Source organism: Burkholderiales bacterium (assembly GCA_036262035.1).
Classification (GTDB): Bacteria; Pseudomonadota; Gammaproteobacteria; order Burkholderiales; family SG8-41; genus JAQGMV01.
This window is the reverse complement of record DATAJS010000019.1, coordinates 1-24,830: the sequence shown is the minus strand read 5'-3', so window position 1 is coordinate 24,830 and position 24,830 is coordinate 1. Positions and strand designations below refer to the sequence as shown.

Below are 24,830 nucleotides of genomic sequence, written 5' to 3'. Positions count from 1 at the left end.
GACGGCACGCAAGGGAGGTACGAGTTGGATATTCGCGTGAGGAGCTTTCATACGCTCGTCGAGCACAGGACGATCGAGGCAGGACGCGCGAGCGAGACCCCGCTGCGCAAAGTCGCGGCGATCGCCGTCATCGAGAATCCCTACGCCGGCGGCTACGTCGAGGACCTGAAGCCGCTGATCGAGGCGAGCGCCGACCTGGGCCGCGAGCTCGCGGCGCTCGCGGTGCGCGCGATGGAACCTTTCCACGGGGAAAGCTACGGCAAGGCCGCCATCGTGGGCACGTCCGGCGAACAGGAGCACGGGAACGCAGTGCTCACCACGACGTTCGCCGATCCGCTGCGTAAAGCGCTCGGCGGCGGCACCGCGTGGATCTCCTCGTTCACCAAGCGCGCCGCGCCGGGGACGCCGATTGACGTTCCCCTCGCCTACAAGGATGCGCTGTACGTGCGCTCGCATTACGACGGAATGACGATCATGCTGCCGGATGCGCCTCAGCCCGACGAGATCGCGGTGATCGTCTGCCTCGCCAACCGCGGGCGCCTCAACGCGCGCGTGGGCGGACTGGAGAAGAGCCGCGCGAAAGGCCTCGACGGCCTGTCCTGATCAACGGAGGCATCACCATGAAAACGGCGATCGTGAACCTCGGCGCCATCGTCTCGGGCGACTGGCGCGACCCCTACGTCAAAGGCGATTCCATCCTGATGCAGGAGGGAAAGATCAGCGCGGTCGGCACCGTCGCCGCGCGCGACGTCGAGCAGTGCGACGTCGTCATCGACGCCGACGGTGCGGTCGCGATTCCCGGCCTCATCGATTCGCAGGTCCACAACACCTTCGGCGATTACACGCCGCGCCAGAAGACGGTCGGCTTCCTCGAAAGCTACGTCCACGGCGGCGTGACGACCGCGATCGGCGCCTCCGAAGTTCACGTACCCGGGCGGCCGAAGGACCCGCAAGGCGTGAAAGCGCTCGCGATCGCGGCGAAGAAATGCTTCGACCACTTCCGTCCGGGCGGCATGCGGGTGTACGCCGGCTCGATCATCATGGAGCCGGGCCTGGTCGAGCAGGATTTCGAAGACTGCGCGAAGGCGGGCGTGTGGCTCGCGAAGGCGGGTTTCGGGGCGGTCGAGACGCCGTACGATTACGCGCCGATGGTCGGCTGGGCACGCAAGCACGGCATGATCACGACGGTCCATACCGGCGGCTCGTCGATCCCCGGCTCCTCGGGCATCTGGGCGGACCATCTGATCCGCATGCGCCCCCACGTCTCGTTCCACGTGAACGGCGGGCCGGTCGCCATGCCCGACGACAACTATCCGCGCATCGTCAACGAAAGCGACGTCGCGCTGCAAGTGTGCATCGCGGGCAACCTCCGGACCACGCTGATGCTCGCGGACATGGTGCGCAAGGTCGACCAGTTCGACCGCTTCCTCATCGCCACCGATACGCCCACGGGCAGCGGCGTCATGCCGCTCGGCATGATGTACATGATCACGTATCTCGCGAGCCTGACCGACATGCCGGTCGAGCACGCGATCGCCGCCGCGACCGGCAACAATGCGCGGGTCTACGGCATCAACTCGGGCTTTCTGCGCGAAGGGCGCGACGCCGACGTCGTCATCCTCGACGCGTGCGTCGGCGGCTCCAAGGACAACGCGCTCGACGCCTTGCGTAACGGCGACATCGCGGCGGTCGCCGGCGTCGTCACCGACGGCGTTCCCCGCTTCATCGGCCGCAGCCGCAATACCCCCGCTCCCAATCGCACCGTGCGCGTCACGCAATGCCGCATACCGCAGGATTACTCGCTGCCCGCGCACTGATACCCGGAGAAGCGCCATGAACGCGCCGCTCGTACACGACGCCGCCGCTGCCGCGGGGAGCGGAAGCGAAGTCCGCATCACCCGCGTCGAGACCCTGCCGCTGCGCGTTCCGCTCACCACGCCCGTGAAGATCGCGAGCGGGGCGGCGCGTCCTTACGTCGAGGTCGTGATCGTGCGCCTGCACACGAACGAAGGCTTCGTGGGCATCGGCGAGACACAGGCGTGGCGCAGGCAAGGCAGCGCCGAAACGCTCTCGAGCCTGATACGCGTGATCGAGGACCACTTCGCGCCGCACATCGTCGGGCGCTCCCCTTTCGAGATCGCGCGCATCATGAAAGCGTGCGACGAGGCGAGCTGGCACAGCTATTACGCGCAGGCGCCGGTCGGCGATGCGCTGTTCGACCTCCAGGGCAAGATCCTCGGCGTGCCGGTGTACCAGCTCCTCGGCGGCAAGTACCGCTCGGAGGTCGGCGGCTGCGCGGTGCTCTACATCAAACCCACGCTCGAAGAGACGCTCGACGGCGCAGCGGACTTCCAAGCGCGCGGGTTTCGCAGTTTCACGGTCAAGGTCGGCCTCGATCTCGAAGCCGACGTCGCCAACGTGCGCGGCATCCGCGAGCGCTTCGGACCGGGCGCGATCATCCGCGTCGACGCGAACGCCGGCATGGGTTTCGACGGCGCGCTGAAGCTTCTGAAGCGCATCGAGCCTTACGACATCGACGCCGCCGAGCAGCTCCTGCCGCTGCACGACGTCGACGGCATGGCCGAGCTCGCGCGGCGCGTCGACATCCCGATCATGACCGACGAGTGCGTCGCCAACGACCACGATCTGCTGCACGTGATCTGCAAGCGCGCGGCGACCGTCGTGCAAACCAAGGTCGCCAAGAACGGCGGGCTCTGGTACTCGCGCAAGCTCTGGCACATCGCTGACGCGGCGGGCATGCGCATCTATCCGGGCAACCATCCCTGCACGAGCATCGCCACCGCGTCGGTCGCGCATCTCGCCGCCGCGTGGCCGGGGCCGTTGCTCGAGGGGCCGTTCTCCGCGGGGATCTGCGGCGCGCTCGCCGAGGACATCGTGTCCGATCCGCTCGAAGTGCACGGGCACCGGGTGCAGGTGCCGGACAAGCCCGGGCTCGGCGTAACGCTCGACGAAGCCAAGATAAACCGGCTGCGGGTCGAGATGTAAACAAAGGAGCACGAGATGTCGCGTTACCTGCAAGTCGCGGTCGGGATTCTTCTCGCAACGCTCGGCGGCGGCGTCCGGGCCGCCGGCTACCCCGAGCGCCCGGTGCGCATGATCGTTCCCTTCTCCCCCGGCGGCGGGACCGACATCATCGGGCGGGTGCTCGCCGAGCGCTTCACCGATCAGTTCGGCAAGCCGTTCATCGTCGACAACCGCCCCGGCGGCGGCGCGATGATCGGCGCGAATCTCGTCGCCAAGGCGAACCCCGACGGTCACACCCTGCTCGTCGGCACCTCCGCCGAGCTCACGATCTCCCCTTCGATCTACGGCGGTGCGCCGTACAACCCCGAGACCGATTTCGTGCCGCTCGCGCTGCTGGGCGTGTCGCCGGTCGTGCTGGTCGCGAGCCCGAAGTTCGACGGCAAGGACGTGCGCGAGATCATCAACCGCGCCAAGGCGTCGCCCGGCAAGCTCGCGATCGCCAACGGCGGCACGGGCGCCGCGCCTCACCTCGCCGGCGAGCTCCTGAAGAGCATCGCGGGCGTCAATTACATCATGGTGCCTTACAAGGGCGCGGGGCCGGCCCTCATCGACGTCATGGGCGGTCAGGTCGAGCTTTCGTTCACCACGATCGCATCGGTGCTCGGGTATATCCGGTCGAACCGCATCAAGCCGATCGCGGTGATCGCCGCGAAGCGCTCGTCGCTGCTGCCCGAGGTCCCCTCGGTGGCCGAGCAAGGTATACCGAATTACGAAGCGGTCACGTGGTTCGGCCTCTTCACGCCGGCGCACACGCGCAAGGAGGTCAACGATACGCTGCGCGAGGCGACCGACAAGGCGCTGCGCGACAAGGCGATGCAGTCCCGGCTCGAAACGCTGGGGATCGAGGCCGGCTCGGTGGAAGCCGGCGGCGAAGCGCTCACCACACGCATACGCACCGAGCTCGCGCGCTGGAGCAAAGTGGTCAAGGCGGCAGGCATCAAAGGGGAGTAATGGACAAGACGACCGAACAGATCGCGCGCTACGTCACCGCGCTGCGTTACGAAGACCTCACACCGGAAGCGATCCATACCGCGAAGAAGCTACTGGTCGATGCGATCGGCTGCGCCGTCGGCGGTTACCACGGCGCGCCGTCGGCGATCGCGCGCAAGCTCGCGGCGAAAACGAATGGCACGCCGCCCGCGCGCGTGCTCGGTTCGGGCGCGCTCACCTCGATGGAAGCGGCGACGTTCGCGAACTCGGTGACGATCCGCTACCTCGATTTCAACGACACTTACACCTCGGTCGGCGAAGGCCATCCGAGCGACGCGCTGCCGGCGGCGTTGGCAGTCGCGGACGCCTTTCGACTGGACGGCAGACAGACCCTGGTCGCGATGATCGCGGCCTACGAGGTTTACAACGCGCTCTGCGACGCGACTTCGCTGCGCGACAAGGGCTGGGACCACGGTTACTTCGTCGTGTTCGCGGCCGCGGTGGGCGCAGGCAAGCTGCTGGGCCTGGATCTCGAGCGTATGGGCAACGCGATCGCCCTCGCCGCCGGTCCCAACGTGCCGACGCGACAGACCCGCAGCGGCGAGCTGACGATGTGGAAAGGCTGCGCGTGCGCGGCTTCGGCGCGCGGAGGGGTTTTCGCCGCGCTGCTCGCGAACGAAGGCATGACCGCGCCGACCGCCGCGTTCGAAGGCAAGCACGGCGTATGGGATCAGGTCACGCGGCCTTTCACGTTGGGCGAGCTCGGCAGGCATCCGCGCGGCTCGGGCGTCGAGCGCACCGGCATCAAGTTCTTCCCCACCGAGTACCACTCGCAGATCCCGATGGGCCTCGCGCTCGAGATCCGCGCGAAAGTCGCCCCCGAAGACATCGAGGAGGTCCATGTCGAGACCTACAACCTCGCGTGGAGCGAGATCGGCAGCGAGCGCGAGAAGTGGGATCCGAAGACGCGCGAGACCGCCGACCACAGCCTGCCCTACATGCTCGCGGCGGCGCTCCAGGACGGATCGGTCTCGCTCGACATGTTCACCCCGGCGCGCATCGCCGACCCCGCGCTGCGTCCTCTCATGAACCGCATCCGCGTCAGCGACAACCCCGAGTTCACCCGGGCGTTCCCGGTCGCCATGATGAACCGCATCACCGTCGTCACGAAATCGGGAAAGCGCTTCGTCGAGAGCGGGAGCTACCCCAAAGGCCACCTCGAGAACCCGCTGAGCGACGACGAAGTCAACCGGAAATACCGCGCGCTCTGCCGCGGCCGCATGGAAGAGAGCGCGAGCGAAGGGCTGCTCGATACGCTATGGGCGCTCGAGCGCGAGGCCGAGATCGGCGCCGTGCTCGAGCGGGTGCGCGTCAATCAGCCGTGATCGACGCCACGCATGCGGCTACGCCGACGTTGCCGGGCTACTGATTGATCGGAATTCCGGCGGCTTTGATGATCTTGGCCCACTTCGCCACATCGGTGCGCAGGATCTTGCCCATTTCCTCCGGGGTCGAAGGCTCGGGATCGAGGCCGGCGCGGCTCAGTTGATCGCGCAGCTCGGCGGTGCCGAGCGCGGTCACGATCACCTTGTTCAGGCGCGAGATGATCGCCGGAGGCGTGCCCGCGGGCGCGAATATCCCGAACCACGAGTCGAACTCATAGCCCGGTACGGCCGCTTCGGTCACCGTCGGCACATCCGGCATCGAAGGTGAGCGCTTGGCGCCCGTGACCGCCAGGATGCGCACCCTGCCCGCCTTGATGTGCGGTGCCGCGGTCGGCAGCGCGGGAATGGCGAAGTGAACCTGGCCGGCGGCCGTGGCGGTGACCGAAGGACCGCCTCCTTTGTACGGGACGTGGTTGAACTTCAGGCCGCCGACGTATTCCAGGAGCGCGACCGACAGATGCCCCGTGCTGCCGACGCCGCCGGAGCCGTAGTCGAGCTTGCCCGGCTCTTTCTTGGCGAGCGCGACGAAATCCTGCATCGTTTTCACCGGCAGCGCATTCTTCACGACCACGGCGTTGGGCGTGCTGCCGATCCTTGCGATCGCCGTGAGCTGTTTCAGTGCATCGTAAGGAAGCCTTGCGAAAAGCGTCTCGTTGATCGCAAGCCCGATGTGCGAGACGAGGATCGTGTAGCCGTCGGGGGGCGCGGTCGCCGCGAGGTGGCTTCCGATCGTGCTGCCGGCGCCCGCGCGGTTGTCCACCACGACGGTCTGACCGACGCCCTCGCCGATCTTGGCGCCCACGACGCGCGCGACCAGATCGCTCGTTCCGCCGGGGGCGAACGGAACGATGAAGCGGATGGGGCGCGTCGGATAGCTCTGGGCATCGGCGGTGAGCGCAAGGCCGGCCCCGGCTGCAAAGAGAAAGCTGCTGACGACGATACGCATCATGATTCTCCTCGTTTGGCGGACGAGAGCCCTCGTCCTTGTTTTGAAAATGCGCGTCCGCGCGGGCGGACTGAATGAACGTCACTCGTCCTTGAATACGGGCTTGCGCTTCCCGACGAAAGCCGCCATGCCTTCGGCGGCGTCTTGCGTCTGGTACGCGAGCGTCGCGAGATCGGCTTCGATCCTGAAGCCTTCCGCGAGCGGTGTCGTGAGCGCGCGGCCGACCGCTTCGCGCGCAAAACCGAGCACCGGCAGGCTGTAGCCCGAGAACTGGCGAGCGTACGCCATCGCCTGCTCGAGGGGGTCGCCCTCGATGAGCGACTGCACGAGCCCGATTCGATGCGCTTCCTCGCCGTCGATCGTGCGCCCCGTCATGATCAGGTCGATCGCTCGCGCTTCGCCGACCGCGCGCGGCAGCCTTTGCGTGCCGCCGTAGCCGGGAATGAGACCGAGCTTGATCTCGGGCAGGCCCATCTTCGCGCCGCGGGTCGCGAGGCGCACGGTGCACGCGAGCGCGAGCTCGAGACCGCCGCCGAACGCATAGCCGTTGATGATCGCGACCGACGGCATCGGCAATCGCTCGATCTTCGCGAACGTCTCCTGCCCCAGCGCGGCGCCGCGCTTCTGCTGCGTGAGCGAGCGCCCCATGAGCTCCTTGATATCCGCACCCGCGCAAAATGCCTTGGGGCCCGCGCCGATGATCAGCAGAGCGCGAGCGTCGGTGTGCGCCACTTCGTCCAGCGTCCGACTGAAGTCGGCGAGCAGCGAGAACGACAGCGCATTGAGAGCGTCGGGACGATTCAGCGTAATCAGCGCAAACTCGTCGACGCGCCTCAGTTCGATGGTCATGAACGGCTCCCTGGGGCTGATGCTTGACACGATTGTATGACAATCTTAATGTCGTATCGCTAACAAAAGTGAGGAGGAAGATCCAATGTTCAGAAAGTCGTCGGCTCGTGTGGGCGCGGCCTTGGCGGGAGCGGTGTTGCTCGCGGCCCCGGCGTGGGCTGGAGAGAGCTATCCGACCCGGCCGGTGCGGCTGGTCGTGCCGTTCGCTGCGGGCGGGCCCACGGACATCCTGGGTCGGCTCTACGCGGAGAAGCTCACCGCGCACTGGGGCCAACAGGTGCTCGTGGACAGCCGGCCGGGCGCTTCGGGCACGCTCGGCGCCAACATCGTCGCAACCTCCAACCCCGACGGATATACGGTTCTTTTCGGCTCGACCAGCACGTTCGCGGTGAACCAGGTCGTGCTCAAGAACATTCCGTACGACATCGTGCGAGATTTCCGTTTCATCGGGCTCGCGTCGAACGGGCCTCACGTGCTGATGGTGCGCGCGGGCTTTCCGGCCAAGACGGCGAAAGATCTGATCGCCCTCGCGAAGAAGGAGCCGGGCAAGCTGCGTTACGGCTCCGCCGGCACCGGCACGATCATCCAGATGACTGTCGAGCTGTTCAGATTGCACACGGGCATCGACATCCAGCACGTCCCGTACAAGGGCGGCGGACCTTCGGTGATCGCGCTGCTCGGCGGCGAGGTCGACCTGGTGATCAACGACCTGTCGGTCATCCTGCCGCACGTGAAGAGCGGTAAAGGCGTCGCGCTCGCGGTGTCGAACCCCAAGCGCCTCGCGCCCATTCCGGACGTGCCGACCTTCGCCGAGCTCGGCTATCCCGATATCGTCGCGAGCACGTGGTTCGGGGTCGCGGTGCCGGCCAAAACGTCGAGCGCCTTGATCGCGCGGCTGACCGAGGTGCATCGCGCGGTCGTCGCGAGCCCCGATTACAAGACCCGCCTCGACACCCTCGCGATGGAGCCGCTCATTCTCACGCCGCAGCAGACGCAGGAGTTCCTGAAGCGCGAGATCGACAAGTGGCGGAAGGTGGCCGACGCGGCGGGTATCAAGCCCGAATAGGCTTCCCGGCGCGCCGCGCCGGCCGTCACGCACTGGGGCTTTTGCCGATCGCGCGTATCCGGTGATGCCAACGTGCGGTTGATATCGGCGTTGATACGCGGCGGGAGTGTTCTGGGAACGCCGGCAGGCGCGAACACCTCGGCCCAGCCGACCGCGACGTAGCCCGGATAACCCGATTCCGCGACCGTCGGCACATCGGGCCATGCCGCAGATCGCCTGGCGCTCGAGATCGCCAGCGCGCGCAGGCGTCCGCTGCGCACGAACGGCGCCGCCGTCGGCGGGCGCGAGCGACGAACCCCAGTGCTCGCCGCGATGGACTCGCGCCGCCGTCGAGCAGATACAGCGCGCCCAACGCAAGGCAACAGGACAGGCGTCGGCGCCTGAGTGAGGCGCCAGGATGTTGGAACGGTGCGGCCTCACCCCTGCGTCCTCAAATACCGAACCCTTTCTTCCATACTGCCGTCGCGGCCGATACTTCCGTAAGGTCCCGAACGTCGGTGTTAGCATCACCGACATGGACGAGCGTTACCTCTCCAGCGCACGCACACCCGGAGCGCAGATCAGGTCGACACCCGCCTGCTGAGCGACCCGTCCTGCACGTTCTCTGCATATAAAACCGCCGTACCGCGGCGGTTCGTCTTCGATACCTGAGGCAAACACATGTTTTGGCTGATTGGACCGCTTATCGTCGTCGCGGTCTTGTTCATCGCAGGCTTTCGGAAGGTCGCGTCGGCCGTGCTCGTGGCGGCAGTGGCGGCCGCCGCCTGGCTCTACACCGACCAGCAACGCGTGCGGCAGCTGGGGCTCGAGAGCATATCCGCCTCGGAAATCGTGCTGCAGGATGTAACTGTGCGGCGCACTTTCGACGAGACCTATGAGCTTTCCGGACGCCTCCTCAACCGATCTACAGCACTGCGCGTAACCGGCATCAGCGTCGAGGTGAAGCTGCAGGACTGCCCGCGTGCGCCCGGGCAAGCCTGTCGGGAGATCGGCGACGCGATTGCGCACATCCCCGTCACGGTGGACCCGCAGGACGAACGGCAGGTCGGCGGCGCGCTGTACTACGGCAAGGGCGCCGCCCCGGCGAAAGACGTGTTGACGTGGAGTTACAAGCTCGTCGGAGTTCGCACCAGCCCTCGTTAGCGGCGGTGTGTTCGATCTTCACCGGATGCTGAAGAGCACATGATTCGCCGCGCCGTATGCGGATAAGCATTTGCGTACGCGCTCCGTGCAGTGTCATCAAGGTGCTCACGGCGTTTGCGCGTTCCTCTCCACACGGCTGCGGCAGGCCGCAGTCGGTGAATACCATCATCGTGGGAACCGCCGAGCCCACGCCAGCTTACCGTCGAAGCCACGTTGCGTGTCAGTGTCAACATTGGCGATGCTTTGACGTCGCCCTCCGCAGCGCGTAGTCTCAGGAGAGTCTTCTCGCTCTTCCTCGATCCGCCGGGCTCCCGCCCGAGAAGAAGCCCTTTGAAAGGTCCAGGGGTTTCGCGCCGCACCTCCCGCTTCAGGTAGCACTCGCACTGCGGCTCGCCCGACGCTTCGTCGAGGCGCTGCGTGCGCGCACTCGCAAGGGCGCCATGGACCTCACGTTACCTGCACTAACCCAGCGCGACGCATTTTTCGACCATGCAGCGTGCCGGCACACCATTGCTCAGTTGCTCGCCAGGCGGCGGACCTGGTTCGATCGCTTCGAGACCGCGAGCTCCGCCGTCGAGTATGCCGCAGCGCGTGAGGGGATCGCGAGATGCGAATCGTTGATCGTGGGAATAGAGACGAGGCATTTAACCAATTTAGGTACGCTCGCGATGTACGTCAGAGCCGCGCGACCTCGCCCGCAGCGCGCCGAGAACGCTCGGGCGCGGCATGCGCGGCATAATGGTCAGCTCTAACACGCGGGCGCCTTCGCGGTCAGCCCGGAGTCTTCCAGCTCGGATGTGGCGCCACCCGGGCTGAAGTTCCACTGCTGACGGACGATTTCCTTCAACGCGCCCGTACCCCTGCGACCAGCGCAGCGAGAATTCCTGCGTACGCGTGACAGCACTTTCATCGAAGCGAAGCACGATTCGGCTAACGTCCTGCGGATCTTCGAACAAGAGGCGAATGGTTTGCACACCAGGTGTCGCTGAATAGTCAGCGCCTGGAACGTGCATCAGGTTGTAGGCCTCGCGGGACCTACCGGCCGCTGGCGCAAAGCCGATGGCAGTTCCTGCGGCCGCCTGGCGCCAGAATTCCCGGAGCTTCTCGAGCCTATGTGCTGTCGGATTACCCGCAATGATGCCGCCGGTGACAGCCGATCGATGCGCCGGAACCAGCTGCGGAAGATAACCACGCTCGTGGAGCGCCTGGTAAGCGCCTGCGGCGTACGCGCGAGGGCATTTCCTCCCGCGAAAGCGAGCGCGATGGCTGGCCGCCTTCAATCACGACTGCTTCCCGCTGAATAGCACGCGGAATCGTTGGTATCATGCCCGCCACTGACGCACCCGTGCCTGATGGCGTCTCGAACGCACTCTTCTCGCGTCTTGAACGGCAATTGCGACATCCTCAACGTTTCGCGTGTGCCGTCCGCGATGCACCTCCACCGGAGTTTAGGCGTTGCGTTCGTCCGCGCCTTCTCCATCATCCGGCGCGCCTCCGCCATACGTCTCGAGCCGCGGCGGCAGAACGGCCTCGAGGCCGAGGGAGTCCAGCCAGAGCTCACGGCACCAGTCTTGACTGTGGTACAGGTGCTCTTCCTCGTCGTACTGCACCTGCTCGTAGGCCTTCATGAGCACCGCCCGCTCGACCCCAGCGAGCGCTCGCGCGCATTCGCCGATCAGCTCCCAGTTGAAGTGGTCACGTGTCTCCGCGAGCATGACGCAGTCGCAGGCTACGAGCTGAGCCGCGGCCCGGTCGCCGCCATCGGCCGCCATCTTCATCGCCATCACCATGGCGTCGCCGTTGTGCTGCACGATACGGCGGCCCGGCGTCATCTCGTCCGGATCGATGTCCAACGCCTCGCAGACCTCGGTAAGTATCTCGACGTGACGTTCGGTCTGCTCGAGATAGTCTTCCCACTTCTCTTCGAGATCCTCATTGATGGCGCACGATATCGCCGTGTCGTAGACGAGCTCGCCTCCTCGCTCATGTTCGAGGGCCTGCAGTAGCAGCTCTTTCAGTTGGGGGTTCAATTGCATTTGGTTTCTTTCTTTGGATGGCCTAGAACCTGTGATCCCGTCATCGCGGGCCCGTTTTTTAGCGCAGAAGGCGCAACATCAGGACGAGCGCGACGACTACGTACGCGTTCCACAGCACCCAATCGCCGAAGTACGGCGCAGCAAGTTTGCCCCTGATAAGACGGAGCACGCCCCATGGGAGTGTCGCGACAAAGGCAGCACTCGCGACCAGCTCGAGCGCGAATAGGAAGGATCTCAACGCCTCGGCGCCGAACGAGCCGCGCGCCGCGGTGTTTGCAAAATCGATGCTGGTCGCGATGACGACCAATAAGGTCGCACCGAGCGAGAAGTGCAGCCAGGTTCTGACGCTCCCCGCGCTCCAAGCGGTGAGCCGTTCGCGGATGGCCATCATGCCTCCTTACGGAGATAGCGGTCGACATCAGCTACGAGCGGGCCGACTGCGCGATCCAGCGGACGGCGGGATATGTGCTTCGTTAGGTGTGCCATAGGAGTTCCTTTCGCGATCCGGCGACGCGAAGCGGCGCGGTCCAGGCGCGCGCAAGCGCCTGCACGAAAGTCGTGGCGGGCCGGCGTGGGCGGGTTGCTGGAGCGGGTGAACCTGCGGGAAGTGGACGGCTTCCGAGGGCCGTCACGGAGGGTGGAGCGTGCGCGGAGTCTACTCTGTTGCGTTGCTCGCGTCCGATCTCCTTCATTGTCACAAATCGTGTGCAGCGACCGCCGGCACGGCGCTTGCGCTAGCTCACGCCTTCGCAACCTGCGCCGAAAGGACAACTCTCATGGAACATCATCGCCCGCATCAAATAGATCAAGACCGCGACCGCGTCGACGTCAGCGCCGAGCATGAGTGCGAGTTCTGGCTCGAGCGCTTTCATGTCACGTTTGCGGAGCTCACCACCGCCGTGCGTAGCGTGGGCTCCCGCGTTTCGGACTTGCGGCTTTACTTCGCTCTAACGGCGTGAGGTTCGGTATGTGCAGCCACACCGCGTCGTTGGCCGAGTCAGTCGGCTGCACCGGCCGCCGCAAAACTAGCGCGTCCGCATCTGCCCTGTAGATGCACGTTCTCATCGTGGACGACGAACCGCATACTCGGTACACCGCGCGGGTCTTGCTCGAAACGACGGGCCACTCCGTCGACATGGCCTGCAACGGGGCCAAGGCGGTAGATATTGCATGCGCGCCGCCCCGACGCAATACTGCTCGACTTGCAGATGCCGGTTACGGACGGCATCACGGCCACTCGGCGGCTGTGCGAGCTGTTCACGCAGGACCTGCCTCGAATTATTGTCGTGTCCGCATATGTACGCGAACGCGAATGGCGTGAGCGCGCACTCGCCGCGGGTGGACACGAGTGCCTAACGAAACCGTCGGAGTTCCGGGTCTCGCGTCTGCTCTTGGGCGCGCGATAGCGTGATTCGGGGCCTCCCTTCGGTCCTGCTCGTCCACATGTGAGGCACGTTCTGGCCGCGAGTGATCGGCAATGAGCCAGGCGAATCGACAATGTTCGGGACTTCATGTGCAACTCTGACGAGCGATGTACGTTGACGCATCCCGCCGAAGCCACTACTGTGCGGCACCTTGTTCGTTTCTGCTATCGAAGCACTGGCGCCGTCTGACGTCTAGCGCGGTTACGGACTCGGTATTCGGGCTCAGCCCTTTCTATGGAACTTCAAAAATTGGTTACAGGTACTGTTAAGTGGTTCAACGACGCCAAAGGCTTCGGCTTCATCACGCCCGACGCCGGCGGCGAGGATCTGTTCGCGCACTTCTCTTCGATCAGCATGCAAGGCTTCAAGACGCTCCGCGAAGGCCAGCGGGTGTCGTTCGAGGTGACGACCGGCAATCGAGGCAAGGACCAGGCGAGCAACATCCAAGCGGCGTAGTAGATACAGCCGGAACCTCTGAGAGCCGGGGTTAGCCCCGGCTTTTTTGCTTTTCGGCTTGATGCCCTGGAGAGGACATAATCGAATGGAACGCGCGAACATCGCCGCCGAGCAACGCGCATGAGGCGAGCGCAGGTATATGACGCCCCCGTTCCCGGCGGCTCCGGTTACTCATGGCATTGGCGAGCGCTAGAGGGTGCCGACGCTAGTGCACGTGCGTTCGAGCTGTACCACGATTGTCTGACGGATGCACGTCAGCATGGATATGAGGTTGAACTCACCTACGCGACCGGACCTTCCGCCCCAGGCGGAAAACGACTAGACCTGGATCAATAGATGCCGAAACCAAATTATGAATTCGCTAAACGCCAACGTGACCTTGCCAAGAAGCAGAAGAAGGAAGAAAAACGTCTTCGCAAGTCCGGCAGCGGCAACACCGCGGCAGGTGAAGCGGCCGCGCCGCCGGCATCGACCACTGAGCCGCGCCCCGACAGCACGGCCTGAGCCATGCACCGTCGGCACTGCGAGGCTTAAATCGGGCGTGGCAAGTGAGCAACGGTGCGCCACAGCGTCGCTTCTTGCGCCTGCGGTGTCGTTTGCGCGGGCCTTCCCCGCTGCCGCGCGCAATTCTTGCAAGTCGACATCTTTTGACCTCCCTGCCGGGCCGGGTGCAATTAGCGGGCGAGGCGCTGTGGCGGCCCAGAGCGGCTAATGGACTCGACGGTCGATTCACGTGCGCGCGTTCTCTACGTAGATGACGACGAAGCCACGCGGCACGTGCTGGCGCGCGCTCTGCGCGACTATGCCGCCGTCGAGGCCCGCAGTGGTGAGGACGCCATACGCGCGAGTAATGCCTCGGCATTTGACGCGTACGTGCTCGATCTCTGGTTGCCGGATTACAACGGAATCCTACTCTGCCGCCAGATACGCGGGAACGATCCCCACGTGCCGATCGTGTTCTGGACCGTCGCGGACGACGTCGCCATCGAAGAGCGAGCGCTACGCGGGCGGAAACGCGTTTCTGCGAAAAAGCGACGATTATTCGGTCTTGCGTGACACGCTGGCCATGGTGCTAAGCGCTATGGCCTCGCGCCAGGCGGACGCAGTCGCAGCCGCTGCCGAGGCGTGGCAAACGATCAAGCTGGCTTATTCCAAGGCGCCAAGGGGCGGGAACAACCCCGACACGGTCAGGAGACTCGCTGAAAATCGAGTTCGTACCGCGTATCTGCAGGCAGGCGGCACGCGCTCGAGATTCGAGCGATGGTGGCAGACGCCTGCCGTGTGACGAGTCCGTCACGCACCAAACGTGCGAGACCGGAGTTCCCGGTCCTCATGCTGGCGCGACGCGACACGCGACAAAGCGCGCATAGCGGCCATGTGCGTTCGCGCGAACCACTAGTGTTGCACCATTAATGCTCGCAGCTCGGCCGCGCCGCCCCTTCAACACACGGTTGCGCGCGGCCCCGCGGCACGGATTGCGCGGTCCCGGTCACGCTCACTCGGCGCACTTGTACAGAACAGGATCGGCGCGTGAGGATCACTATCATGTATGTCGCCGCACAATGCCGGCCCGGTCCAACCGTCGAGCCAGAATTCCAGAATATAAAGATCGAAGGTCCGTCGAGAAAGGAGGGTCATGGCTTCGCTCGCCGAATGCGCAATGACGGGTTCGTAGTGCTCGCCGAACAGCGCCTCGTACTCAGCTATTGTGATCGGATCTTTGTCGACGCAGAGTATCGCCGGCTTTGAAGCAGGTACTGGTTGTCGCAATGTCTTTGCTCCCGTAACGCGTTGCATGCATATGCCGCGGCATCGCTATAGCGCGCGCGAATAAGATCACTGCGCGAAAATTTGCGCAGGCGAAGATGCTGGATCGAGATGGAGACGAACTCCGCTCGAGGAGTTCTTGGCGGCGTGGCGATATGCCGCGAGGGGAGGCCCGGCCTACAGGAAGTAGTGTGCGCCGAGGCACACTCTCCCGACTTTATGCCTCTACCGGCCCGGCGTCTGTACGCTAGCAGACATACGCTGATGCGCGCTCGCTTACGACGATGCCAACGAGATGCTGATCAAGGCGCAGCTCGTCAGCAAGATTGCCGAGATCATCGATCACAGAGGACTCACGCAAACTGAGGTAGCGACTCTGCTAGGCTTAACGCAACCCAGCTTGTCGAAGCCTGCGCGGCGGCTTTCGCGGTGTCCCTGAGCGTCGGCTGTTGGACTGTCTTACCCGTCTTGGCCGCGATGTCGAAATTGTGGTGAAAGAACGGGCTCGAACGAAGGATCATGGAAGATTGACCGTAGTGTTCTCGTAACGCGTCGCAGATGATCATTCTTCCGTTCGCCGCAGAGATTCGGAAGACAGGCTTCGTTCTAGAGAACGGGATCCCTCAGATTTTGAAGCGAGCGGCGTGGACAGTCATTAGCAACAAGTATTACGTAGACGATTCTGAGGAGACTGTACGAGAGATCGACCTGGTCGCCTACCGCGTAACCAGGCTGCAGCACCTCGACGTGTACACGCTACTGATCGTCAGCTGGAAGAAGCGTGATGCAAACGCATGGGCGTTGCTCGCGCGCGCGATCAAAGGCGTCATTGAAGAGTCCGAGAACATGTGGCCGTTTGCGGTCCGCAACAGCCTGTTCCTCGACATCGATTTCGCCGATGAGACCGGGACATAGATATGAGCCGTCTAGCGATAACGGTCACAAAGGGCCACAAAAGTTGTAGGGCAATTTGTAAGTCACGCACTGGTGGCGAACAAGAAGCTTGTGACTGCAATGACTTATGGGAAGTGATGGCGAAGAGGGTGGCATCCGAAGCCTCGCGCTGCCCTACCGCCGTCGCTTCACGGCAGCATCTCGGATGGCGCAGTGCCGAACCATGTCGCAGCGCTATCGCTGCTCGAGCCTCCCGCACTTCGCGCGCCACTCGAAACCCGCCGATGATCGGGGGCTTTTACATGGTGTCGCGTAGACGCAGCTCGAACATGCCTCGGCGACAAGCACAATACTCACATCGAGGCGAAGAACACGGTTCAACAGAACGGGAGGCACTTCTCGCGCCACATAGCCAACGCAAGCCGCACCGATCACGAGAGCGATGTTCCGCAGTCGAGTGTGCCTTCGACGGAAACAAAGCCGCTGATAAGCAGAGGCGTGCTAGCGCCCTGATCTGACTGGAGGCGGGGGTCTCAATCCAATTCATCCCACAAGCACTTGATGCAGCAATTCTATTACCGCACGTTCGGGACGAGTTACCCCCGAAGTTACCCCGCCGCGCCGGGTCAAAAGCACACGTCAGCGACGTGCACGCGAAAGTCGCACGGCCCAACCCCGCGAGCGCGCGGTGCGAAGGGTCACCGCCAAGCACCTGTCCTGGTCATTCGGGACCCGTAGTGGCGTGGCCTGTTAGGCTCGGCGCGCTGCGCAGCCGAGGCAGCTCGACATGCAGCGTCAGGCCGCGATCGGTGTTGCGCGTCGCCCAGATGCGGCCCCCGTGCGCTTCGACGATCGACCGGCTGATTGCGAGCCCCATGCCGAGCCCGTGCGGCTTGCTGCTCACATAATGCTCGAAGATCCGCTCCAGCTCGTGGTCCGGCACGCCCGCGCCCGTGTCGTGAATCCGGATGACGATGTGGGCTCCATCCCGTTCGGCCACCTCGACCTCGATTTGCCGCGGCTCCGCGCCCGCAGCGCCGATCGCGTCCGCGGCATTCACCAGCAGATTGAGCAGGACCTGTCGCAGCTGCACCGGATCGCCCGACACAGGGCTCGGCTCTTGCCCCCGCACGAATCGCACGCGTATCTGACGGCTGATGAAGTCGCTGCGCAGGAGGCGGAGCACGTCCTCCACGAGAGCGTCGACGTCGACGGTCACGCGCTCGGTGCGCTCCCTGCGAAACAGGCTGCGCAATCGCTTGATCGTATCGTCGGCACGCATGGCGGCCTCGACAATGTCGTCCAGCGCCTCGTCCCGATCCCGCTTCGCGTGCGCATGACCTGACGCTGCCTGTCGCCGCGCCGCCTGCGCGTTGGCAAGTATGGCGGTCAGCGGCTGCGCGAGCTCGTGGGCAATCGACGCCGCGAGCTCGCCCAGCGTGGACACCCTCAGGGCGTGCGCCAGCTCCTCGCGCTGTGTCCGGGCCTCGTCTTCCGCCCTCCGACTGCGCGCTTCGCTTTCCCGCGCCGCAGCCTCGGCGCGTCGCCGCTGCGCGCGATTGACGAGCAGACCGGCGATCAGCACCCCCTCGAGCATGATGAGCGTAATCCCGGCCGCGACATACCACTTGTACTGCTCCCACGCCGATGGCGCGCGGTAGGCGATGAGACTTCCCGGCGGCAGCCGCTCGTCGTCGAGTCCCCAGCGCTCGAGCGCACGCGAATCGAAGACGACGGCGTGGTCTTCCGGCTCGACGATCGGAATGTTCGCCGCGGGCTGCCCGCGCAGGATACGCACGCCCATCTGCGCCGCGTACCGCCCATGCTTTGCAAGGCTGTAGACGTGCCCGCCGACCGCCCCCCGCCCCACGAATTGGTCGACCGCGACATAAACCGGAGCGTTTGCGGCTCTCGCGATCTCTGCAAGCGCATCGTGAGGTATGAAGGACCGGCCCTCCCCGTCCGCGAGCATCGTGAGAAACAGCACGACGCTGTTCGGTGGCAGCCGTTGAAGCGTGTGGATGAGCTCGCGCATCGGCAACGCCGTCAGATATTCGATCGACAGCCGCGTGTCGAACGCGGCGAGCTCGCGGCGGGCGGTGTCCTGGAGATGCCGATCGAAACCGGAGCTGCCTCCGACGACGTAGAGATGACGCGCCTGCGGCTGAAGCTTGAGCGCGATGTCGATCGTCGGCGCGAAACTGCGGTGCAGCAGCACACCGGTCACGTCCCGCGCGGGAAGTCGCCCCTTCAGTTCCGAAGCTTCCACACCGCAGAAGACGATCGGGACGCCTGGCAACAGCGTGTCTCGATGGCGCAGCAGGAAATCGAGCGAAGGCCCGAGCACCGCTACGACGAGGTCGAGCCGCGTGCCGGCGTATTTGCGCCGGAAGTTTTCGAGCAGGATAGCGTCGTGGTCAGGAGACGTGAACTGCGACAGGTTCAGCGATTCGCTGTAGAGCTCGACCTCGCCCTTGAGCTCCGCGGTGAAGCCTTCGCGCAGGCTGCGATTGATGACGGCGAGCCCGGGCAGATCGTTGTCTTCATCGAAGACGATCAGGACCTTGCTCGCGGCGCCCGTCGCGGACGGCACGAGCGCCAGGAGCAGCGCGAGCGCGAGCAGAACCGCGCGGAACAGCGCGCCGCCTCCGATCCAGGCGAGTTCGCCGGTTGTGCGATCCACGCTCGTGCAGGCATCCGAGTTGCAGTCACGGCGACTATACGGGCGATTCCGCTGCGGCGTCTACGCCGCGGGTATTAGACGACGCCGCCGGCGATAGATAGTGTCCGCCTCGGATTGGCGCTACTTCGCGTACCTGCCGACAGCGAAGTTCGTGCGCCGAAGCGCGGTGGAGGCAGCTTCCAACAGAACGACGTCGTCCACAGGCTTACGCAGGCATGCAACGACGTCTTCGCCGAAGGCGTGTTGCGCGGTCCAATCGACCTGATCGGCTGAGACGAAAATTATAGGGATGCGGTAACCGCCACGTCCAAGTGCGTCGCGAACATCAAAGCCCGAAAGCCCGTCCATGTTGATGTCGAGCACCACACAACGCGGCGTCGAATGAAAAAGCGAGGCGAGCATTTCAGCGCCGCTGCCGTGCTGCTCTATGGCATATCCGCTCGTCCTGAGCAGGCGCGATATCGCTTCGATACCAACGGATCGTCGTCCACAACTGCGAAATCATGTCGTAACTCGGGCGGCGATACCGCTTGAGTTGCGGAAAAGCACCGTTCGGCCCAGGAATTAGCGCTCAGGGTGCGTAGCAGCGCCTGCGCATGGCTGACCTGTGCGATGCATCGATCGATCTCGTTTTGCGCACGCTTCGCATCCGCAAGATTGCCGCGGTATTGTGCGGCCCTTGCAATAAGGCGCCATGTCGATAGCGCATCACTCCACACGCTGACCGCGTGCTCCCACGTCAGGCGCACTGAGTCGGATCTTCTGTCGTGATGATCCATCGCGTCGAGGCCGTCTTCCTGCAGTGTGAGACAGCAGTTTACGACTGAGATCGGCTGCCCGGCATGCATTTCGTCCGGTTCCAGCCATAGCGGTCCTCGGCGCGCGCGGCTGACCTCGTGACGCTCTGCCGTTTCGTGTGCGCACGCGGCGCGCTAACGGCGCGCCGCCAACTCGCTCCACCAGCGCTCGAAGCGGCTCAAGGTGCCGCCGGCCGCGACGTAGGCGTCGCGCACCTGCGCCTTGTCGGCGGCCCTGCCGAGACGCCTGAGGGCTGCGAGCGCTTCGTCCGCGGCGTTTCGCGCGGGTTCGGCTTTGCCATCGGAGACTGCAATCAAATTCGCGATCTGCTCGCGCAGCTCGCTGTAGTCGACGGTCGTGGTGAGACACGCGGTCGCTCCGGCTTTCATCGCCCGGTCCCGCATCTCTTCGCGATCCGCAACGGTAAAAAACACGATCGATACGTGGAGATCGAGCCGACGTATGTCGCGGCACAGCAGGATTCCGCTGTAATCGGGCAGCCACTGGTCCACCACGTACGCGTCGTAGGCAGCCGATCCGATCCTGATCAGCGCCTCTTCGCCGTCGCGTGCGAAATCCGGGTACAGTTCGCGCAGTGTCGCCGCCATCACACCGCGCGTCGGCTCGTAGTCCTCCACGCAAAGAATCCTGGTCCTCCGGGCTTCCGCGACTGCCATATCGGTTCTCTTGTGGCCGCTGAGAGCGCCCAGACGAGCGGCGCTGTGTGCTTGTCTTATGATACCCCCTCACCTTGCGAAGGCGCGCCATGGCGTCGAAGGATAGTTCGGAACGCGACGACTCGTTCGTCAGCCGTGCAGCCGCGGAGTCGTCGCTGCAGGCCTCGAACGAAGAGCTGCAGGCGATGAACGAGGAGCTGCGGGTGACCACGGAAGAGCTCGAGGCCAGCCAGCGCGAGCTCGAATCGCTCAACGAACAGCTCATGACGGTCAACGAGGAGCTCGAGGCCAAGGTCCGGGAGCTGATGCACGCGAACAACGACGCGCGCAATCTCATGAATGCGACCGAGATCGCGACCCTGTTTCTGGATGCCGAGGGACGCATCAGGCTCTACACCCCGCGCATGCGCGCCCTGTTCAATCTGATTCCGGACGACGTCGGGCGACCGATCGAGCACATCACCCACCGGCTGCGCTATCCGCAGCTCGAGGCGAACATCGCGAGCGTCGCGGAAACGCTGCAGACGATCGAGCGCGAAGTGGAATCGGCAAACGGCGGCGCCTACATCGCGCGCCTGATGCCTTATCGCACCTCCGACGACCGTATCGATGGCGTAGTGCTGACTTTCGTCGACATTACCGCGAGGCGGCGTGCCGAGGCGGCCGTGAGGGCGAGCGAGGAGCAGTTCCGGCGGGCGATCGAGGAGGCGCCGGTGCCCGTGATCATGCATGCCGAGGACGGCGAAGTGCTGCAGATCAGCCGCACCTGGACCGAGCTTACGGGCTACGCGCTGCGGGACGTCCCCACCGTGGATGCCTGGCTCACCCGCGCTTACGGCGAGGGCGCCGACGCGGTTCGCGCGCATATGCACGATCTCTTCGCCGGGTCGCGACGCTCGCTCGACGTCGAGTTCGAAATTGCGACGCAGAGCGGCGAACATCGCCGCTGGAGCTTCAGCGCGTCTTCGCCCGGCACGTTGCTCGACGGTCGTCGTTTCATCGTCGGCATGGCCGTCGACATCACCGAACGCTCGCGTGCCGACGCCGCGTTGCGCGATTCGGAGGAACGCTACCGGACGCTCTTCGACTCGATCGACGAGGGCTTCTGCATCCTCGATCTCATCCGCGACGGCGCGGGCAAGGTTCTGGATTATCGTTTCAGGGAAGTCAATGCCGCTTTCGCCAAGCAAAGCGGAATCGCGAACGCCGCGGGGAGGCTGATGCGTGAGGTCGCGCCCGGGCACGAGGAGGAGTGGTTCCAGATCTACGGCGAGGTGGCTGCCACGGGCGAGCCGGTGCGCTTCGAAGGCCGCGCCGCCGCGCTCGACCGCTGGTTCGACGTCTACGCGAGCCGAATCGGCGGCCGCGGCAGCGACCGCGTCGCGGTCGTTTTCACGGACATCACGGCCCGCCGCGCCGCCGAGGAGGCGTTACGCCGCAGCGAAGAGCGGCTTCGCCTCACCGTCGAAAGCGTGCCCGACTATGCCATCTTCACGACGGATACGAGCGGCCGCATCGAAAGCTGGAACGCCGGCGCCGAGAACATATTCGGCTACGCCGAGACGGAGGCCATCGGACAGAACGCCTCCATCCTCTTCACGCCGGAGGATCGCGCGCGCAACGCGCACCTGCTGGAGATGCAAATGGCGCGCGAACAGGGGCGGGCGCTCGACGAGCGCTGGCACATGCGCCGCGACGGCTCGCGCTTTTACGCCAGCGGCGTTCTGGCGCCGTTGCTGGACGGGATGCGGCTGCTGGGTTACACCAAGATCGCGCAGGACCTCACCGAGCGCCGGCGCGCCGAAGAGTCGCTGCGCGAGGCGCGCGAGCAGCTCGAGGTGCGCTGGGCGGAGCGCACCCGCGATCTTGCCGAAACCAACGAAGCGTTGCGCTGTGAAATCATCGAGCGCAAGCAGTCCGAGGAGATGCGCGTGCGCCTTCTCGGCCGGCTCGTCCAGGCGCAGGAAGGCGAATGCCGCCGTATTTCGCGCGAGCTTCACGATCAGCTCGGACAGCAGCTGACGGCGCTGGGGCTGAAGATCGCGGCAATGGGCGAGGCACCGCTTCTGCCGGCGCCCCTGCAGCGGGAGCTCGCGGACCTCGCGTCCATCTGGAAGCAGCTCGAGCAGGATGTCGATTTCATCGTCTGGGAGCTCCGGCCGACGGCGCTCGACGATCTGGGGCTCGTTGACGCATTGTCCGAGTACATTGGAACCTGGCAGCGGCACTTCGATGTCGCGGTCCATCTGACGACACAGGGTATGGACAGGATACGACTCGAGCCGCATATCGAGACGACGCTCTACCGCATCGCGCAGGAAGCGCTCAACAACGTAGCGAAACATGCGCGGGCGCACGAAGTCGGTCTGCTGCTGGAGCGCCGCGCGGACCTCGTGTCGCTCATCGTCGAAGACGACGGCCGGGGCTTCGATCCTGCGGCCGGCGAAGCGGGCATCGGAACAGGATTGGGCATTACCGGGATGCGCGAGCGGGCGGCGCTCGCGGGCGGCACCCTATCTATCGAGTCGCAGCCGGGCGGGGCACGACAGTTTTTGTACGGCTTCCTCGCTCCTCACAGCCGGTGGAACCATGAGCAAGCTGCGCGTACTGTTGGCCGACGACCACGCCATTCTGCGTGACGGGCTTGCCATGCTCATCAATGCGCAGCCCGACATGGAAGTGGTCGCGCAGGCAGGGAGCGGCCGGGAGGCCGTATCACTCGCGTGCGAGCGCGAGCCGGACGTGGCAGTGCTCGACATCACGATGCCCGATATCGGCGGGGCCGAGGCCACGGCAAACATTCGGGAACGGTGTCCTCGCGTGCACGTACTGGCGCTTACGCGCCACAGCGGTCCGGGCTATGTGAGAAGCGTGCTGGCGGCGGGCGCACAGGGATACGTTCTCAAGAGAAGCGCCGGGGAAGCTCTGATTCGGGCGATTCGCGTCGTGGCCTCGGGAGGCACCTACGTGGAGCCGAGCCTCGCCGGAGGCATCGTCGACCGTGCGTTCGCGCGCGAGGGATCGGAGCGCTCGGCGTCGCAGCGGGCCATGCTGACCGCTCGCGAAGAGGAGGTGCTGCGCGCGATCGCGTGGGGACGCAGCAACAAGGAGATCGCGAACGAGCTTGGCCTCAGCATAAAAACGGTCGAATCGTACAAGGCCACGGCCACGGAAAAGCTGCGGTTGCGAAACCGCACCGAGATCCTGCGCTACGCCCTCTCCCAGGGTTGGGTCAGCGAAGACGCACCGGAGTAAGCGCCCCTCCGACTCGCCTCACCCGGGATTTTCCCGGTCTACCCCTTCCATCTTCCCAGTCGCCCGCGTCCTGCTGCGGTGACATAGTGCGTCCCGTCCTCACGGCCGCCGCGACTGTCGTCTGAACACACGTCGCCTGGCTGGTTCCTCCCGGAGATCCGATGAAAGTTGCGCTCGTGGTGTCGGTTGCTGTCACCGGCGGTGATCGCTTTGCATGGCAATGGCGTCCGGAAGACGGCACGGGAACGCTCAGCGACGCTTTCGAGTATTTTTTCGAGTGCTGCCAGGACGCACGCAAGGCGGGGTACGAGTGCAAGGTCGCTCTGGACACCAGGGCTTCGAAGAAAGCCGCGAAACGTGCCGCCGGCGCACGCCGGGCCGCGCGGACGTGAGCTTCGAGCCGCGCTCCGTGCGCAAGCGTGGCGCCACAGGCGACGAGTGGGTCTTTCTGTACGAATGGTTCGCCGGGTGGCGCTGGGAGCGCTATCGCGACGACAGACTGCATGAGGAAACGCTCGATAGCTATGAGACCTTCGGGCAATGTGTGGCGAGCGCGAGTGCGCGCGGATATCGCTCGCGCCGAGGACTCGTGCACTACGCCGGTCAACGCACCGTCCGTTGCATTCAAACGGGATAAAGCTCCCATGCCAAAAGCCTTGTTTCGTCACGCCCTGCTTTGCGTCGAGGACGACGAGAACGATCAACGGCGCCTGCAGGCCGCGCTAGCCGGCTATGAACTGGTCTTCGCCGCTAACGCAGGCGAAGCGCTGCGGCAGTGGAATTCCAGAAGCTTCGACGCATGCGTTATGGAGTACTGGCTGCCTGATTGGAGTGGGCCGTCGCTTTGCCGCGAGATGCGAAAAACCGATCCTCACGTGCCCCTGCTCTTCTATACCGACGCGACGAGGCCGCATGACGAGGCCCGTGCCCTTCGCGCCGGCGCGAGCTGCTTTCTCGTGAAGGGAGATGTACTGCAGCTCGCAGCGAAGCTCCGCGACCTGCTGCTGCAGGCAGACGTCGCCAACCATGAGGCCAGAGCCGAAGAAGAACGAGCTATCGCCGAAGAAATCGAGCGCCGCGTCGCTGCCGCTGCCCACTCCATGTCTCGCGCCGACGTACTCATGAATAGCGCTCTGGAACGCGTAGCGCGTGCCAAAGCGATGTCAGCATGTTTCGCGAGGCGTGGAACAAAGGCGTATTTCGAGCGTGCCTGGCCCATCGTTTACGGAACCGCCCGGGCGAATGCAATGCTGGAGGAACCGGAGAAAGCCAACAGCTAGTGTGCCGTCCCGTTAATTCGCCTGCAAAGCCGTTCCAGTTTCTGGATGATCGAGTCGGCGGTGGCGGTCCATATGAATGGCTTGCAGTGTTTGTTGTATTGCTGCACGAAGCAATCAATCTTCGCGATCAGGTCTT

The 24,830-nt window shown here is 64.7% G+C and carries 25 protein-coding genes and 1 pseudogene; 16 read left to right on the top strand and 10 right to left on the bottom strand.

The genetic code is table 11. The features are described 5' to 3' along the window. The first annotated feature begins 36 nt into the window (after positions 1–36). The 5 genes from VHP37_22465 to VHP37_22445 are packed head-to-tail and all read left to right on the top strand — an operon-like array spanning position 37 to position 5,360. Positions 37–603 carry an amino acid synthesis family protein gene (locus VHP37_22465; GenBank protein HEX2829129.1) on the top strand — a complete coding sequence of 189 codons (567 nt, stop codon included), beginning with the start codon at positions 37–39 and terminating at the stop codon, positions 601–603. Positions 604–620: 17 nt separating this feature from the next. Beyond that, positions 621–1,817, top strand: a complete 1,197-nt coding sequence (locus tag VHP37_22460; protein ID HEX2829128.1) for an amidohydrolase family protein — start codon at positions 621–623, stop codon at positions 1,815–1,817. Between the two features lie 16 nt (positions 1,818–1,833). After that, the gene (locus VHP37_22455) at positions 1,834–3,006 is read left to right on the top strand and encodes a mandelate racemase/muconate lactonizing enzyme family protein (GenBank protein HEX2829127.1); all 1,173 of its coding nucleotides are present in this window, start codon (positions 1,834–1,836) and stop codon (positions 3,004–3,006) included. A 15-nt stretch (positions 3,007–3,021) separates the two neighbouring features. Then, the gene (locus VHP37_22450) at positions 3,022–3,996 is read left to right on the top strand and encodes a tripartite tricarboxylate transporter substrate binding protein (GenBank protein ID HEX2829126.1); all 975 of its coding nucleotides are present in this window, start codon (positions 3,022–3,024) and stop codon (positions 3,994–3,996) included. Then, positions 3,996–5,360 carry an MmgE/PrpD family protein gene (locus tag VHP37_22445; GenBank protein ID HEX2829125.1) on the top strand — a complete coding sequence of 455 codons (1,365 nt, stop codon included), beginning with the start codon at positions 3,996–3,998 and terminating at the stop codon, positions 5,358–5,360. The genes VHP37_22450 and VHP37_22445 overlap by 1 nt, the downstream gene beginning before the upstream one ends. Before the next feature lie 37 nt (positions 5,361–5,397). Here the strand turns inward: VHP37_22445 and VHP37_22440 are convergent, their stop codons facing one another. Beyond that, positions 5,398–6,366, bottom strand: a complete 969-nt coding sequence (locus VHP37_22440; GenBank protein ID HEX2829124.1) for a tripartite tricarboxylate transporter substrate binding protein — start codon at positions 6,364–6,366, stop codon at positions 5,398–5,400. Between the two features lie 81 nt (positions 6,367–6,447). After that, positions 6,448–7,215 carry an enoyl-CoA hydratase-related protein gene (locus tag VHP37_22435; GenBank protein ID HEX2829123.1) on the bottom strand — a complete coding sequence of 256 codons (768 nt, stop codon included), beginning with the start codon at positions 7,213–7,215 and terminating at the stop codon, positions 6,448–6,450. 85 nt (positions 7,216–7,300) lie between these two features. On the opposite strand from VHP37_22435, the gene VHP37_22430 reads away from it, so the two are divergent. Next, positions 7,301–8,281 carry a tripartite tricarboxylate transporter substrate binding protein gene (locus VHP37_22430; GenBank protein ID HEX2829122.1) on the top strand — a complete coding sequence of 327 codons (981 nt, stop codon included), beginning with the start codon at positions 7,301–7,303 and terminating at the stop codon, positions 8,279–8,281. A 44-nt stretch (positions 8,282–8,325) separates the two neighbouring features. Here VHP37_22430 and VHP37_22425 read toward each other — a convergent pair. Beyond that, positions 8,326–8,541: pseudogene (locus tag VHP37_22425) on the bottom strand (tripartite tricarboxylate transporter substrate-binding protein). A gap of 400 nt (positions 8,542–8,941) precedes the next feature. Here VHP37_22425 and VHP37_22420 point away from each other — a divergent pair. Continuing rightward, positions 8,942–9,424: a hypothetical protein gene (locus VHP37_22420; protein HEX2829121.1), complete on the top strand. Its 483-nt coding sequence runs from the start codon at positions 8,942–8,944 to the stop codon at positions 9,422–9,424. Positions 9,425–10,872: 1,448 nt separating this feature from the next. On the opposite strand, the gene VHP37_22415 is transcribed toward VHP37_22420, so the two are convergent. From VHP37_22415 to VHP37_22405, 3 genes are all read right to left on the bottom strand, one after another. Further along, the gene (locus VHP37_22415) at positions 10,873–11,460 is read right to left on the bottom strand and encodes a hypothetical protein (protein HEX2829120.1); all 588 of its coding nucleotides are present in this window, start codon (positions 11,458–11,460) and stop codon (positions 10,873–10,875) included. A 58-nt stretch (positions 11,461–11,518) separates the two neighbouring features. Beyond that, entirely contained in the window at positions 11,519–11,848 is a 330-nt protein-coding gene (locus VHP37_22410; protein HEX2829119.1) for a hypothetical protein, read from the bottom strand. A gap of 346 nt (positions 11,849–12,194) precedes the next feature. After that, a complete protein-coding gene (locus tag VHP37_22405; GenBank protein HEX2829118.1) occupies positions 12,195–12,332 on the bottom strand; it encodes a hypothetical protein in 138 nt (45 codons plus the stop codon). An 801-nt stretch (positions 12,333–13,133) separates the two neighbouring features. Here VHP37_22405 and VHP37_22400 point away from each other — a divergent pair. The 5 genes from VHP37_22400 to VHP37_22380 all read left to right on the top strand — a co-directional run bounded on the left by VHP37_22400 (position 13,134) and on the right by VHP37_22380 (position 16,022). Next, the gene (locus VHP37_22400; protein HEX2829117.1) at positions 13,134–13,340 is read left to right on the top strand and encodes a cold-shock protein; all 207 of its coding nucleotides are present in this window, start codon (positions 13,134–13,136) and stop codon (positions 13,338–13,340) included. A 336-nt stretch (positions 13,341–13,676) separates the two neighbouring features. Next, entirely contained in the window at positions 13,677–13,844 is a 168-nt protein-coding gene (locus VHP37_22395; GenBank protein HEX2829116.1) for a hypothetical protein, read from the top strand. Positions 13,845–14,051: 207 nt separating this feature from the next. Next, complete coding sequence (locus VHP37_22390; GenBank protein ID HEX2829115.1) at positions 14,052–14,396, top strand: response regulator; 345 nt, start codon at positions 14,052–14,054, stop codon at positions 14,394–14,396. A gap of 1,006 nt (positions 14,397–15,402) precedes the next feature. After that, positions 15,403–15,546, top strand: coding sequence for an XRE family transcriptional regulator (locus VHP37_22385; GenBank protein HEX2829114.1), 144 nt, complete (start codon positions 15,403–15,405; stop codon positions 15,544–15,546). 119 nt (positions 15,547–15,665) lie between these two features. Continuing rightward, complete coding sequence (locus VHP37_22380; protein HEX2829113.1) at positions 15,666–16,022, top strand: hypothetical protein; 357 nt, start codon at positions 15,666–15,668, stop codon at positions 16,020–16,022. Between the two features lie 700 nt (positions 16,023–16,722). Here the strand turns inward: VHP37_22380 and VHP37_22375 are convergent. From VHP37_22375 to VHP37_22365, 3 genes are all read right to left on the bottom strand, one after another. After that, on the bottom strand, positions 16,723–18,684 hold the full coding sequence (locus tag VHP37_22375) for a sensor histidine kinase (protein HEX2829112.1): 1,962 nt from the start codon (positions 18,682–18,684) through the stop codon (positions 16,723–16,725). A 120-nt stretch (positions 18,685–18,804) separates the two neighbouring features. Then, a complete protein-coding gene (locus VHP37_22370) occupies positions 18,805–19,146 on the bottom strand; it encodes a response regulator (protein ID HEX2829111.1) in 342 nt (113 codons plus the stop codon). A 470-nt stretch (positions 19,147–19,616) separates the two neighbouring features. Further along, positions 19,617–20,120, bottom strand: a complete 504-nt coding sequence (locus tag VHP37_22365; protein ID HEX2829110.1) for a response regulator — start codon at positions 20,118–20,120, stop codon at positions 19,617–19,619. A gap of 128 nt (positions 20,121–20,248) precedes the next feature. On the opposite strand from VHP37_22365, the gene VHP37_22360 reads away from it, so the two are divergent. The 4 genes from VHP37_22360 to VHP37_22345 all read left to right on the top strand — a co-directional run bounded on the left by VHP37_22360 (position 20,249) and on the right by VHP37_22345 (position 24,694). Continuing rightward, positions 20,249–22,798 (top strand): PAS domain S-box protein, encoded by a 2,550-nt coding sequence (locus VHP37_22360; GenBank protein ID HEX2829109.1) that lies wholly within the window; start codon positions 20,249–20,251, stop codon positions 22,796–22,798. Continuing rightward, entirely contained in the window at positions 22,749–23,414 is a 666-nt protein-coding gene (locus VHP37_22355) for a response regulator transcription factor (protein HEX2829108.1), read from the top strand. Before VHP37_22360 ends, VHP37_22355 begins: the two co-directional genes overlap by 50 nt. Before the next feature lie 161 nt (positions 23,415–23,575). Continuing rightward, positions 23,576–23,806 carry a hypothetical protein gene (locus tag VHP37_22350; GenBank protein HEX2829107.1) on the top strand — a complete coding sequence of 77 codons (231 nt, stop codon included), beginning with the start codon at positions 23,576–23,578 and terminating at the stop codon, positions 23,804–23,806. A gap of 252 nt (positions 23,807–24,058) precedes the next feature. Beyond that, on the top strand, positions 24,059–24,694 hold the full coding sequence (locus VHP37_22345; GenBank protein ID HEX2829106.1) for a response regulator: 636 nt from the start codon (positions 24,059–24,061) through the stop codon (positions 24,692–24,694). On the opposite strand, the gene VHP37_22340 is transcribed toward VHP37_22345, so the two are convergent. Beyond that, positions 24,691–24,830, bottom strand: a 140-nt coding sequence (locus tag VHP37_22340; GenBank protein ID HEX2829105.1) for an IS630 family transposase, incomplete at its 5' end; no start/stop codon positions are given. The two genes, VHP37_22345 and VHP37_22340, sit on opposite strands and share 4 nt — an antisense overlap.

Coding starts and splice junctions, on each gene's coding strand:
- VHP37_22460 (HEX2829128.1), top strand. CDS start 621: ATGAAAACGGCGATCGTGAACCTCGGCGCCATCGTCTCGGGCGACTGG.
- VHP37_22455 (HEX2829127.1), top strand. CDS start 1,834: ATGAACGCGCCGCTCGTACACGACGCCGCCGCTGCCGCGGGGAGCGGA.
- VHP37_22450 (HEX2829126.1), top strand. CDS start 3,022: ATGTCGCGTTACCTGCAAGTCGCGGTCGGGATTCTTCTCGCAACGCTC.
- VHP37_22445 (HEX2829125.1), top strand. CDS start 3,996: ATGGACAAGACGACCGAACAGATCGCGCGCTACGTCACCGCGCTGCGT.
- VHP37_22440 (HEX2829124.1), bottom strand. CDS start 6,366: ATGCGTATCGTCGTCAGCAGCTTTCTCTTTGCAGCCGGGGCCGGCCTT.
- VHP37_22435 (HEX2829123.1), bottom strand. CDS start 7,215: ATGACCATCGAACTGAGGCGCGTCGACGAGTTTGCGCTGATTACGCTG.
- VHP37_22430 (HEX2829122.1), top strand. CDS start 7,301: ATGTTCAGAAAGTCGTCGGCTCGTGTGGGCGCGGCCTTGGCGGGAGCG.
- VHP37_22420 (HEX2829121.1), top strand. CDS start 8,942: ATGTTTTGGCTGATTGGACCGCTTATCGTCGTCGCGGTCTTGTTCATC.
- VHP37_22415 (HEX2829120.1), bottom strand. CDS start 11,460: ATGCAATTGAACCCCCAACTGAAAGAGCTGCTACTGCAGGCCCTCGAA.
- VHP37_22410 (HEX2829119.1), bottom strand. CDS start 11,848: ATGGCCATCCGCGAACGGCTCACCGCTTGGAGCGCGGGGAGCGTCAGA.
- VHP37_22405 (HEX2829118.1), bottom strand. CDS start 12,332: ATGAAAGCGCTCGAGCCAGAACTCGCACTCATGCTCGGCGCTGACGTC.
- VHP37_22395 (HEX2829116.1), top strand. CDS start 13,677: ATGCCGAAACCAAATTATGAATTCGCTAAACGCCAACGTGACCTTGCC.
- VHP37_22390 (HEX2829115.1), top strand. CDS start 14,052: ATGGACTCGACGGTCGATTCACGTGCGCGCGTTCTCTACGTAGATGAC.
- VHP37_22385 (HEX2829114.1), top strand. CDS start 15,403: ATGCTGATCAAGGCGCAGCTCGTCAGCAAGATTGCCGAGATCATCGAT.
- VHP37_22380 (HEX2829113.1), top strand. CDS start 15,666: ATGATCATTCTTCCGTTCGCCGCAGAGATTCGGAAGACAGGCTTCGTT.
- VHP37_22360 (HEX2829109.1), top strand. CDS start 20,249: ATGGCGTCGAAGGATAGTTCGGAACGCGACGACTCGTTCGTCAGCCGT.
- VHP37_22355 (HEX2829108.1), top strand. CDS start 22,749: ATGAGCAAGCTGCGCGTACTGTTGGCCGACGACCACGCCATTCTGCGT.
- VHP37_22350 (HEX2829107.1), top strand. CDS start 23,576: ATGAAAGTTGCGCTCGTGGTGTCGGTTGCTGTCACCGGCGGTGATCGC.
- VHP37_22345 (HEX2829106.1), top strand. CDS start 24,059: ATGCCAAAAGCCTTGTTTCGTCACGCCCTGCTTTGCGTCGAGGACGAC.